This is a genomic window from Corallibacter sp., assembly GCF_048381695.1.
Classification (GTDB): domain Bacteria; phylum Bacteroidota; class Bacteroidia; order Flavobacteriales; family Flavobacteriaceae; genus Corallibacter; species Corallibacter vietnamensis.
Genome location: NZ_JBLXHI010000016.1, coordinates 1 through 13,224 on the forward strand (window position 1 = coordinate 1; position 13,224 = coordinate 13,224).

At 29.7% G+C, this 13,224-nt stretch carries 13 protein-coding genes; all 13 read left to right on the forward strand.

Annotated features, from left to right (window positions below; genetic code table 11):
* Window positions 1-151: 151 nt before the first annotated feature.
* On the forward strand, window positions 152-796 hold the full coding sequence (locus ACN5J3_RS13560) for a DUF1801 domain-containing protein (protein ID WP_271856432.1): 645 nt from the start codon (window positions 152-154) through the stop codon (window positions 794-796).
* A gap of 238 nt (window positions 797-1,034) precedes the next feature.
* Window positions 1,035-1,382 (forward strand): hypothetical protein, encoded by a 348-nt coding sequence (locus tag ACN5J3_RS13565; protein WP_418512087.1) that lies wholly within the window; start codon window positions 1,035-1,037, stop codon window positions 1,380-1,382.
* 173 nt (window positions 1,383-1,555) lie between these two features.
* Window positions 1,556-2,809, forward strand: coding sequence for a GNAT family N-acetyltransferase (locus tag ACN5J3_RS13570; RefSeq protein ID WP_347175554.1), 1,254 nt, complete (start codon window positions 1,556-1,558; stop codon window positions 2,807-2,809).
* Window positions 2,810-2,984: 175 nt separating this feature from the next.
* Window positions 2,985-3,365 (forward strand): DUF3592 domain-containing protein, encoded by a 381-nt coding sequence (locus ACN5J3_RS13575; protein ID WP_418512088.1) that lies wholly within the window; start codon window positions 2,985-2,987, stop codon window positions 3,363-3,365.
* 166 nt (window positions 3,366-3,531) lie between these two features.
* Window positions 3,532-4,077 (forward strand): HNH endonuclease, encoded by a 546-nt coding sequence (locus ACN5J3_RS13580; RefSeq protein ID WP_418512090.1) that lies wholly within the window; start codon window positions 3,532-3,534, stop codon window positions 4,075-4,077.
* A 282-nt stretch (window positions 4,078-4,359) separates the two neighbouring features.
* A complete protein-coding gene (locus ACN5J3_RS13585; RefSeq protein WP_418512091.1) occupies window positions 4,360-5,064 on the forward strand; it encodes a hypothetical protein in 705 nt (234 codons plus the stop codon).
* 124 nt (window positions 5,065-5,188) lie between these two features.
* Window positions 5,189-5,887 (forward strand): hypothetical protein, encoded by a 699-nt coding sequence (locus tag ACN5J3_RS13590; RefSeq protein WP_418512092.1) that lies wholly within the window; start codon window positions 5,189-5,191, stop codon window positions 5,885-5,887.
* Between the two features lie 182 nt (window positions 5,888-6,069).
* Window positions 6,070-6,789: a hypothetical protein gene (locus tag ACN5J3_RS13595; protein WP_418512093.1), complete on the forward strand. Its 720-nt coding sequence runs from the start codon at window positions 6,070-6,072 to the stop codon at window positions 6,787-6,789.
* Window positions 6,790-6,940: 151 nt separating this feature from the next.
* The gene (locus tag ACN5J3_RS13600; protein ID WP_036119885.1) at window positions 6,941-7,408 is read left to right on the forward strand and encodes a type II secretion system protein GspG; all 468 of its coding nucleotides are present in this window, start codon (window positions 6,941-6,943) and stop codon (window positions 7,406-7,408) included.
* Between the two features lie 703 nt (window positions 7,409-8,111).
* Window positions 8,112-8,909, forward strand: a complete 798-nt coding sequence (locus tag ACN5J3_RS13605; protein WP_418512094.1) for a GLPGLI family protein — start codon at window positions 8,112-8,114, stop codon at window positions 8,907-8,909.
* A gap of 4 nt (window positions 8,910-8,913) precedes the next feature.
* On the forward strand, window positions 8,914-11,544 hold the full coding sequence (locus ACN5J3_RS13610) for a carboxypeptidase-like regulatory domain-containing protein (protein ID WP_418512095.1): 2,631 nt from the start codon (window positions 8,914-8,916) through the stop codon (window positions 11,542-11,544).
* Window positions 11,545-11,733: 189 nt separating this feature from the next.
* Window positions 11,734-12,171 (forward strand): hypothetical protein, encoded by a 438-nt coding sequence (locus ACN5J3_RS13615; RefSeq protein WP_418512096.1) that lies wholly within the window; start codon window positions 11,734-11,736, stop codon window positions 12,169-12,171.
* Between the two features lie 161 nt (window positions 12,172-12,332).
* Window positions 12,333-13,097: a hypothetical protein gene (locus tag ACN5J3_RS13620; RefSeq protein ID WP_418512097.1), complete on the forward strand. Its 765-nt coding sequence runs from the start codon at window positions 12,333-12,335 to the stop codon at window positions 13,095-13,097.
* The last annotated feature ends 127 nt before the right edge of the window (window positions 13,098-13,224 follow it).

The following is a 13,224-nucleotide window of genomic DNA, read 5'->3' on the forward strand; positions in this document are numbered from 1 at the left end:
CCGTATATAATTTATTGCTGGTTCTAGCCTACTTACGAAAATCCTCGCGGATTTTCTATTCGGTTTTTATTTGCTAAATTTAGTGCTTAAACCACGCAACAAACCATATACAAACACGTTGTGCAACATTTAAGAGCAACCTCAAAAACCAATGAACGAAGAAATAAATAAATATCTAAACGGACTTGAAAAATGGAAGTCGGAATTGAAAAAACTTCGTGAAATTATCCTTGATTGCGGATTAAAGGAAGAATTTAAATGGATGCATCCTTGCTATACTGACAATGGAAAAAATATAGTTTTAATTCACGAGTTTAAAGATTACTGTGCTATTTTATTTCATAAAGGAGCATTACTCAAAGACCCTGAAAATATTTTAGTACAACAAACTGAAAACGTACAATCAGCAAGACAAATACGATTTACTGATTTGCCCGAAATTGAAGAACTCGAACCGACTATAAAAAAATACATTCGAGAAGCAATCGGAATTGAAAAATCAGGAAAGAAAGTTGAAAAGAAAAAAATTTCTGATTTTAATGTACCAATAGAGCTGGAACAAATATTTTCCGAAAATGCCGATTTTGAAAAAGCGTTTAATAATTTGACTGCTGGACGTCAGCGTGGCTATCTTTTACATTTTGACAAACCAAAGCAATCCAAAACAAAAATATCTCGAATTGAGAAAAATATGGAAAGAATTAAAGATGGATATGGTTTAAATGATTGTACTTGCGGATTATCGAAACGAAAACCTAATTGCGATGGTTCACATAAACAATTAGAAACTGAATAAAAAACGTTGCACAACAAGGTATATAATTCATTGCTAGTTCAATTCTACTTACGAATATTCCTGCGGAATATTCTATTCGGTTTTTTTTGCTAAATTAGTGACTTATACACGCAACGTATCATATACAAAACCGTTGTAAAACATTATGAAAATCAAACCTGGAATAGGAATTAGTGATATCAAGTTCGGATTTACCGAGAATCAAATATTGGATTTAATTGGTGAACCGAATCAAATATTGATTGACGAAGACGATGAAGATAAAAATCGTGTTTATCAGTATGACAAACTAAAAATGAAATTGACTTTCTATAACGAATTTGACAGTAAATTAGGTTATTTAAGAACTGCTAATCCAGAAATTAAAATTAACGGACAGCCAATAATTGGAATCGATATTAACGAAGTTTTCAAATCCTATGGAATTGATAAGAATCATTGGAGCAAAGAGCATTATTTTACGTTCGACTCATATTTCAACGAGAAAATTTGGACAACTCTCAACGTGGAATATGGAGTCGTGACTGACATAGAATTTGGATTTTTATATGATGAATCTGGAGAAAACCCAAAATGGCCGAATTAAAAAATAACGTTTTACAACACCGGCTATAGTTCATTGCGGCGGAATTTCCTATCGGAAATTCCTCGCACTTTTGCTATCTTTGGTTCACGGCGGAAAATCCTCGCGGATTTTCACGCAACGAAACCATAGCCAAACACGTTGTAGGCAATTAAAAAACAAAACGTATTAAAGAAATGAAAATTTGCATTGCACAAACAAAATCTGAAAAAGGAAAAGTTCAAGAGAACATTCAGAATCATTTGCGAATAGTTGAAAGTGCAATCAAATCAAATTCTGAAATAATAATATTTCCTGAACTATCAATAACAAATTACGAACCAGATTTAGCCAAAGAATTAGCTACTGACGTAGAAAACGAAATTTTCAATCAATTTCAAGAATTATCTGATAAAAACAAAATAACTATTGGAATTGGAATGCCGACAAAAGCAAGTGATGGAATAAATATAAGTATGCTGGTTTTTCAACCGAATGAAAAAAGAGTTGTTTATTCCAAGCAAATGCTACATTCAGACGAACTACCTTATTTTATTTGTGGAAAAAACCAAGTAATTCTAAACATTAAGGGAATAAAACTAGCTGTTGGTATTTGCTATGAAACTCTACAACGTGAACACTTTATAAATACTAATCAAAAAGGTGCTGACATTTACATTGCAAGTGTTGCAAAACCAAAAGGCGGAATTGAAAAAGCATTTAGACACTTTCCAAAAATCGCCAAAGAATTTAACACACCTATTTTAATGTCTAATAGTGTTGGTTATTGCGACAACTTTTTGAGTGTTGGTCAAAGTGCAATCTGGAACAAAAAAGGAGAATTAATTGAACAACTTGACAGCGAAAATGAAGGAATCCTAATTTATGACACAGAGACTGAATTAGTTAAAATTGACCAATCGAAAATAGAAAAAGGACAGCTTTCTAATTTAGAAAAATTATTTCAAATTTATCTAAATGGTAAAATCGATTTAGAAAATAATGGAATTTATCAATGGACAGATAATTACCCAACAATCTCAATCATTGAGAATGATTTAAAAAAAGATGTTCTTTATACATTAAAAAACAATGGAAAAATTATTGGAGCAATTAACATAAGTGAAGAACAAGAAACTGAATATGAATTAATTAAATGGGAATTTGACAATTCAAAAGTATTAGTAATTCATAGACTTGTAATTGACCCAAAATATCAGAAAAAAGGATACGCACAAAAACTGATGGAATTTGCCGAAAATTTTGCGAAAGAAAATAATTATACTTCGATAAGATTAGATGCTTATAGCCAAAATATTAGAGTGATTGAATTCTACAAGAAACGAAACTATTTTATACGTGGCAATGTCAATTTTCCAGAAAGAGAATATCCGTTTCATTGTATGGAAAAGGATATAATAACTGCCTACAACAACGTATATAGCTCATAGCTAGTCAGTTGCTTAATCGGAAGTTCAGGCATATTTGCGAAGTCCGCCAAATTTTTTAATTTGGCTTATTGAAAAAAAAGGTAATAAGAAAATTAAAAAATTCGGCTCGTGCTCAACCGAATAGTTATCGCTAATTTACACGCTACGAGCCATATACAAAACCGTTGTAAGCAATTTGAAAACAACCAAACAAGATAAAAAATTCAGCAAATTGAATAGAAAAAATAAAAGTGGAAAGAAACCGTTTCTGATTCTCACTCTGATTTGTTTATGCGTTTTGACTTATGGAATTTATAGCCATTATTCTAAAAAAAATGAACTTGAAAAAGTTTCTGAAATTACTATAGGAACAATTGATAAAAAATACAGTATAATAAGTCGAGGTTATTACATAAACTATTATTATGAAATTGACGGACAAAAATATAGCGGAACTGAAAAACTGAATAAAACTGAATTAGAAAAAGTAAATGTCGGAGATAAATTCAAAGTCACCTACTCTGAAAACAATCCTAAATACAGTGAAATATCATTTGAAAACCGAGTTGAAAAATAAAAAACTGCTTACAACACCGTGTATAATTAATTGCTTTTTACGTGCTTACTTGCGAAAATTCCTGCGGAATTTTCTCTGGTCCGTAAAAGTTTGCTAATTTAGTTGCCTAACCACGCAACTAACCATACACAAACACGTTACCCAACATTTAAGACAAACATAGAGAATGATACGAAATTATTGGAATGAAGAATGGAAAGAGATAAAATTTGATGATAAAATTTCCGAAAAAGAGAAATTTAAAATATCAAATTATGGTCGAATAATAAACTGCAAAACAGAGAAGGAATTTATTGTAAAAAAATATTTCATAAACGGATACCAAAATTTACCTGTAAAACAAAAAAAGAATGGAAAACAAACAAGCAGATACGTTCATAAACTTGTTGCGGAACATTTTCTTGAAAAAAATAACGGAATTTGTGTTATTCACTTGAACTATGACAAAACTGACAACCGAATAGAAAACCTAAAATGGGCAACTAAAAGAGAAAAGGAACTTCATCAATTTAATCACCCGAATTGGAACGAAATTGTTAAAAAACGGAGCAAAAATATTGGTAAATTGAACGAAGGAAAAGTAAAAATTATAAAACGCCAATTAAAAAATAGTAAGAATAGAATGAGTATGATTGCAAAACGCTTTGGAGTATCTGATATGCAAATTCATAGAATAAAAACTGGAGAAAACTGGAGTTCAGTAACCGAATAAAAAAATCGGAATAACAAATATTGCGGAACTAACTTTTGAGAAATCTAACGAAAAAACAATTGAGGAAAAATTGAAAAAATTAATAATCTGAATAAAAAAACGTTGGGTAACACCGTGTATAATTAATGGCTAGTTCTAGCTTACTTACGAAAATCCTCACGGATTTTCTATTTAGTTTGTATTTGCTAAATTAGGTGCTTAAACACGCCACTAATCATACACAAACTCGTTGTGCGTCATTTAAGAAAAATCGTACTAAAATTGAAAATTCAGTAAAAAATAATGAAAAAAACACGAGAAATAACTGACTGGATTGAAAACAATTCGACTGAAATAATTGAAAATATTGACCAAGAAAGTATCGATGTTTATAATTTTCTAAAAACCGAATTTAGAAAATCGAATGTTAATGAAAATTACTTATTCCAATTTGTTTTTAGGAGTTTTTACAGAATTGACAACGCTGGACTTACGCCTGAATTTAAAAAAGAGTATTTTAAAATATTAGAACAAAATCGGAACGAAAAACAATTTGACTTTGAAAAAGTATTACGCAGACTTTACTCGTTTCCGAACAGAAAAGGACAAAACACATTGCAGTTTTCATTTGTAACAAAGATGCTTAATACAATCGACGACTTAATGCCGATTTACGACAGTGAAGTTGCTAAAATGTTTTCTATGTCAAGACCATATCAATCGGAATTTGAAATTAAATTGGATAAGTATTTAGGCCAACTTGACAAAATTCAAAATGGTTACGAGCAAATAATTAACCAAAATCTTTTACCAGAAACAATTGGACTTTTTGACCAAGTTTTTAAAGACAATAAGTTGTCTGAAATGAAAAAATTGGATTTTATATTCTGGTCTGCTGGAAAAATAAAAACGAAATTAACGAAAAAAGGAGATGATGGATTTCACACGATTGAGGAATTGGATGAAATTGACCGAAAAATAAAAACGAACGCACAACACCGTATATAATTTATTGCTGGTTCTAGCCTACTTACGATAATCCTCGCGGATTTTCTATTCGGTTTTTATTTGCTAAATTACGTGCTAAACCACGCAACAAACCATATACAAACACGTTACCTGCAAGCTAAAAATGAGAATCCGAAACAACATACTAGCACTAATGACTTTGCTTATTTGCTCTTGTAATGAGAATACTGAAAAGCAAAAACCTGAACAGATTTCGGAGCCAATTATCGAATCCAAAACTGAACTAAACACAGAGTCGGAATTAGATACTGACTACTCAATATCTGCTGAACTTTTTGCAAAAGACATATTAAAAGAGAATTTAAGAAAACATACTTTTGAAATCGCTGATTTAGAAAAGCCAGTACACACTCAAATTTTTCATAACGTCGGATTACAGAAAATAGAAGCTTACTCTAACAAGAACTATCCGAAAAATTCTGAACCTAATTATTACGAACATTTTACTCTTTTTGTTGCTACTTATCATAGTGAAATTAATGCTCTAAAGACATTTGCGTTGATTAAAATGACTTCTAAAGAGAATCTACCGGAATATCAATTAGCTCAAAAGGAATTTGTTCAACGTGTTAAAGCACTTAATATCGGAGCAAAACCTGGTGGAATGATTGTGCAATCAGGAAGACAGATATTTAGTCTAGTCAAGACTTGCCGAGAAACACCAATTGGCGGAACTTGGAATGATTACGAAAAGAAGTTTATTAAATATTTGACAAAACGTGGCGATGAAGAATTTAAGGTTTTGAATTCACATTGCGGAATGAATAAATACGAATTGAAAACAATAAAAGCCAGCAGGTAACACCGTGTATAATTCATTGCTAGTTATAGCCTACTTACGAAAGTCCTCGAGGACTTTCTATCTGTGATTTATTTGCTAACTTTAGTGCTTAAACACGCAACGAAATCATACACAAACACGTTACCCAACATTTGACAAAAAATCACGGAATCGAATCGAAAACAATATTTGACGATAAATAAATGAATATAAGTTTTGACCTTGACAGCACATTAATTCCAAACGGAAAGGAATTTGAAACTGAAAACAGAAACGGAATTGCAAAACTGTTCGGAATTGAGGAAATGCGAAAAGGCACACGTGAATTGATTTCTGATTTGCAAAATCAAGGTCACAAAGTTCATATTTATACAACATCATATAGAACTAAAACAAAAATAAGATTGACTTTAAAATATTATGGAATAAAAGTCAGCCGAATTGTAAACGAAAAAGAAAATCGGAAAGTTTTAAAATCTCGGAATATTAACTCATCTAAATTTCCACCAGCATTTGATTTTGACTTACATATTGACGATTTAAAAGGTGTTGGAATTGAGAGTGAAAGATTTAATTTTAAAGCAATTATTGTTGAACCGACTGACAAAAATTGGATTGAAAAAATAAAAAGCGGAATACAACAAACATATTTATTGAAACCACTCAAACGACTTTTAAAAGAACTGTGGCTTCACTCAGATAATTGTGTAGAACCCATTGAACATATATGGTTTTCTATAAAAGAAGTTGCTCAATCAACTGGCTATAAGAATGAGGAAATAAGAAAATATTTAAATTTATTAGTTGATAATAAATATATTGAGAATACTTCAACAAAACCTCTTTTATATGAGTTTACAGAGAAAGGAAAAGGTATTAAAACAAATTGTGAAATTGAACAAATAATAAAAAACGTTGGGTAACACCGTGTATAATTAATTGCTAGGTTCTTGCCTACTTGCGAAAATTCCTGCGGAATTTTCACGGGTTCCTAAATGTTTGCTAACTTAGTTGCCAAACCACGCAACTAACTCATACACAAAACCGTTGTAGCACATTTGAGAAACGAACTAAATGATAGAATTAATACTTTCGACTTTAGCTGAATTTGGACTCATTCGTGAAGATTATAAACATCAAAAACGAATAACTAAAAAAGAAAAAGAAGACGGAATTAAAAGACCGATTCAAAAATATTTTATGCAACCGAGTGCTTTAATGGTAATTGCTTTTTTGGTCGTTGGAAGTTTAAGTGCTATTCTATTTTTTACATATCAAAGAACGTCAGTTTTTCCAGAAAAAACAAAAAAGGAAATATCTGAAATGAGTGACAGAATGGAAAATTGGAATGAAAATCTCGGACAATACCCAACGGAATTGAATGAATTAATCGGAAATAGTCCTTTAAGACAAGATTGGAAAAAAGACGCTTGGAATCGAGAATATGAATTTAAGATTATAGATAATGGAAACGGATTTTTAATCACATCTGCTGGCTCTGACGGAAAATTTGGAACTGAAGATGATATTAAATCGGAATAAAATATTGAAATGAAAAAAAACTCTTTTTGGGATACGATATCTAACTATATGAGGTTTCAAATTATAGTAGCTGGAATAATACTAATTGCAGTAGTAGTTTTAGTTATTGGAAAAGCGATTTTTAATTAAAATGAAATAAATAAAAACGTGCTACAACAACGTGTATAGCTCATTGCGGCTGAATTCCTAATCGGAATTCATTGCAATTTGCTATCTTCGTTCTACGGCGGAAAATCCTCGCGGATTTCCCGCAACGAGCCATACACAAACACGTTGGCAGTAATATTAAAAACTGAATGCCAATCATTTGCAATTATAAATTAAATGTCGGACATTTATACATAAATTAAAAAAGCGGTTCTTAATACACTATTAATTTAAAAACCAAAAATTATAAAAAAAATTATTTCTTATTTTACTATGTTCATTTGTTAGCTTTGCCTTTACAAATGAAAATGAAGAAATTAAAGCATCTTCAGAAACAGACAATATCGATGATGGAATTTGCGAAGAAGGTTCCTCAATTCAAGTTATTAGCAAAGATTGCAATGGTGATGGCGTGTATGATTATGTATATATTGGCAGATTATGCAATGAGCATATTACTGCTATGTGGCAACAACTAAATGCTTCTTGCGGCAATTAAATTCTTCATATTTAAAAATTACATTAAATTCAGAATCGCTTTTAAAAAAAGACTAAAATGAGACTTCTATCGATAATTACCATTTTATTATTAACTTTAAATCTACATTCGCAAAATCAAAAGGGTATAATAAATTATGGTCATAAGAAAAGTACTGGAATGGGTGCCCCTATAGGGATAGATTATAATGCTAATTTGGTATTTAGCAACAAATCTTCTATTTACACATATGCTAAAGACTCATTAGAAGGAGGACATATTAATAAAGATGTAGTAGTAGAACAAGGGGATAAAGATAAAATTTTTTTAATGTCTAAAATCTCTAATTCTAGAGGTTTTCAATATTATATAGATAATGAAAATAAAGAAATGTTGTCGAGAGATATTGGTTTTAACTATGTTAAAGAAGAAACCCCAACAATTAACTGGGAAATATTGGAAGAGAAAAAAAGCATTGGTGACTTTGAATGTTTAAAAGCAATTGGAGAGTTTAGAGGTAGGATTTATACTGCTTGGTTTACAACATCTATACCGCTACCATATGGACCGTGGAAAATACAAGGGCTTCCTGGCTTGATATTAGAAGCATATGACACAAATAAAGAAGTGTATTTTTACTTTAAATCTATAAAGTATCCTTTAGAATCAAAAATAGAAATCAATAAGCCAGACCCTAAAACAGAAGCTAAACAATGGATTTCATTTTTAGAATATAAAAAGTGGCTTAGAAGAGCTTATGAAGCTGCTGTTGAAAATGGAAGAATGATAACGGAAGGTATTGATAGTGGAATTTCTGATGACAGCAAAAACTCAATGGGAAATTCATATATAGAAATATTTGATGAAGAAAAATAAATAAATGATGAAGTTCTATATGTTATTGATACATATGCTATTCATCAATTATTTATTCTCACAAGAGAATATTCTTTATGGTAGTTTATCCTCAATCAATAATAAACCTATCCAGAACGGAACAGTTGTAGTTTATCAAGGTAACAAAATAGTTGCCTATACCTACACCGACTCTAAAGGAAAATTCCAAATTAGTTTTGAAAACAAAGATACTTTAATTTCAACTGTAAAAATTGTTGCCAATAGTCTAGGCTATGAACAACAAGAAAAGATAGTTTCTATAAAAGAAAAGTCAAATATGCCAATTGATTTCGTTCTAAAAGAAAAATCAGAGCTGCTAAACGAAGTTGTTTTAGAGTCTTGGGAGAAAATAAAAGTAAAACGAGACACTATAACTTACAAGGTCGCTGCTTTTAAAGACGGTTCGGAACGTGTAGTTGAGGACTTGCTGAAAAATATTCCCGGAATACAAGTGACTTCTGATGGTAATATTAAGGTTAACGGTAAAGTCATAGATAAACTACTCATTGAGGGCGACAACCTTTTTGATGACAAGTACAAATTGCTTACTAAAAATCTAGATGCTAGTTATATTGACGAAGTTGAAGTTCTAAATAATTTTGAGGATAATCCTGTTATCAAGAATTTTCAAGAATCAGAAAAAGTGGCATTAAACCTAAAACTCAAAGAGGATAAAAAGAATGTTTGGTTTGGGAATTTAGATTTAGGTTATGGAACTGATAACCGCTATAATTCAACAGCCAATATTGGTTTACTAAAAAAGAAAGTCAAACTTTTTAATCTTACTAATTTAAATAGTATTGGCAAAACAGCACTTTTGCAAGTTAAAAATACAGGAGAAATAAACTTTAATGGTTTTGATACCAATAAAAAAAATGAAAAAACAAATAATAAACTTGTAAATATTGACAACCTTTCATCTTCTAATTTCTCGAATAATGAGGATGTTTTTAACAACTCGTTTTTAAATTCTTTAAGTTTTGTAACTAATCTTTCAAAACAGACTAAATTAAGGAATTTAACCTATTTAACTTATGATGAAATAGATAAACAAAACAATAATCTAATACAATATTTTATAGCGCCTGAAACTATTTCATTTATAGAGAAAAATAAAATAAGTATCCAAGATTTGTCATTTGCAACAGAATTTGAACTAAAACATTACGCAAATAACGAGACCTACATAACGTATGACTTTACTTTTGAGAATAATCCAACTGAAACAAGTGGAAATTTAGTTTTTAATGATGATAATATATTACAAATACAAAAAGATAAAAAACACAACTTCTTTAACCATTTGAATATTACAAAAAAGATAACAAAAAATACACTTCTGTTAGCTTATGGTTATTTGGGTATTAACAATACGGAACAAGATTACACAATTCAACCAAATATTTTTAGTAGTATTTTTAACAACAATGAAAATTCTACAATCAATCAAAACAGTAATACACCACTAAACTATTATGGAATAACATCAGAAATTATTACAAAAAGCTCAAAATCGGAATATGGATTAGAATTTTCTGCAACCGTAGATAATGATAATATTGAGAGCAACTTTATATTTGATAACCAATCACCCATTGATACACTATCAAACAATACAAAGTATAAAAATTCCAGACTCGAAATTACAGGGAAATACAATTATGACATTTCAAGATTATTTAAAATAAGTAGTTCATTAAACATTTCACAAAATTATCTAAATGTTAATGATACTGAAAAGCAATTATTTTTTGTCAATCCAAAAATCAGGTTTAATACTAAAAAAACAAAAGTTGGAAATTTTGGTGTAAGTTATAGCTACCAAAACAATTTACCACAGGCTCGATACTTAACCGAAAGTTTTATTTTAAAAAATTACAGAACGTTTAATAGAGGGACCGATGACATACAACAAATAAATAACCACAGTTTTGGATTTTTTTACACATTTAACAATTATAAAAAACAGTTTTTAATCAATTCTTTTTTATTCCACAGCTTTTCCGATAAAAGTTATGGTGTGAATAGTCAAATTACCGAACAGACCAATTTTAATCAATATCAAATCATCGGAGGCAGTAAATTGACTAACTACAATTTAAGTATAACTAAATACTTAAAAGCGTTTTCAAGTACTTTAAAAGTTAGTACTCAGCAATCTTGGTCAAATAATCCGATAATAATAAACAATAATATAAGTAAAGTTATAAATTATAATGCAAATTATAGAATTCAGGGTACAACTTATTTTAAACTTCCTGTGAATTTTAAATATGCTTTTCAGTACAATTATTCTAAAGGAGAATTCGACAACCAAATATCAACAAATGACTACCTAGAAGGTAAATTAGATGCTACATTAAAACTATCTAGCCAATGGTTCCTTAAACTGGAAAACAACTACTATGCAATAAATAGTAACGATTATTGGTTTACTAATGCTAATTTGAATTATAATCCAGAAAAAAGTCGATTTTCTTATATATTATCTGCCAACAATTTATCGAACATTACCGAATTTAAGGACGTGTTCATATCGGAATACCAACGGAACGAAACGAATTTTAGAATAATACCGAGATATTTGCTATTAAATATAAAGTACAGATTTTGACATTGGAATTGGATAAAATACTACTGCCAACAATGTGTATAATTCATTGCTAGTAAAGGCTTACTTACGAAAGTCCTCGCGGACTTTCTATCCGTGATTTATTTGCTAACTTTAGTGCTTAAACACGCAACGAAATCATACACAAGACAGTTGGCAAACAGTTAAGGAAAACGTAATCAGAATGATAAAATGGGAATTAAAGGATATTTAGATAATAGTCTGAACAAATATTATATCGATATTCTGAATAAGAACGGATTTGAATTGACAGAATCTGATATTAGAGGAATGGGTGGAGTTTATCGATTTAAAAGTAATTGGCTGAACTTTGAAATTATTAATGACAGAGGGATAATTGAAACACGAATTTCATCAATCTTCTCAAAACATTATTATGATTTCGATTTGATAAATGCTTATTTTAATCGGAATAATAAATCAAACGGAGAAAATTCAAAATTTGGAAAATATGATTTATCAAAACGATTGAATTTAGAGCAAGAAAGTGAATTGTTTGAAAGTAACTTATCTGAATTAAAAACAATGTTTAACGAGTTGAATTACAAACAAACAGAATCGAAATTGAATAAAATTGGAAATGAACGAGCAAAATTATTATTCGGATAAAAAAACCGATTTGCCAACAATACCTATAATTCAGCGTGGCTTTTCGCTTAATAAAAAGTTTATTGTATTTTTAACCAGCTTGATTTCAACAGCGGAAAAGTCTCCTACATTTTCCACGCCGAAATCATAGCTTACACCGTTGTGTGTAATCTAAAAAAAAAATGACGAACTATAAAACAATCATATTTTTAATTCTATCAATTGTAATCTTTTCTTGCAATTCAGAAGTCAAGCAAAAATCAAAATTAGTTGAACAGAAAAATAACGAAACTTCAGATACGGAACCAACATATGAATTAGAAGAAAAAGTTAAATACAGAGATACAATTCAAATTAATTATTTAAAGAATAAAAAACTTCTAAATATTTTAACATTACTACCTGAAAGCACAATGGACAGTTGGGAATGGAGCAAAAAAGACAGAGAGAGAACTGTAGAATTTATCGAAAAAAATAATTTCATAATTGACTCAACTCAAATGTATAATAATATAAAATATATTAAACCAAATACAATAGGAATTCAAGTTGTTGATGGATTTTGGACATTATCAATCTATGAATTTAATGAAAACGATTATTTTGTTGTCACAAACGATATTGTTGGAGACGGAAATGATATTCAAACATTTAACTTCAAAAACGGTAAACTAACACCAACCAAAATGGTCAATTGGTTCAGTGAATTTGACAACAAACTACTTTTAAATAAATCAACCGATTGTATCGAATTACTTGAAGAAAATCAATTGACTTATAATTATAATTTTAACGACAAGAATAAAATTTTAATTTCCTCTTGGTTATTGAACGAAAGTGAAAACAAAAATTGTCTTATAGGAAACTCAATAAAATACGAACTAAATAAAGAAAAAAGAACATTTGACATAGCAGACATCTATTGGAAAAAGGACAAATCCGAATAAAAAAGACTACACACAACAAAGAACTGAGTTAAAAAACAAGCAACTTTAAGCTAATTTTGAAACATAGTTTTCATCATAAGGCAATCCGCTTTTTGCAATAGCAAAGGCCTGTTTTAGCAACTTATTC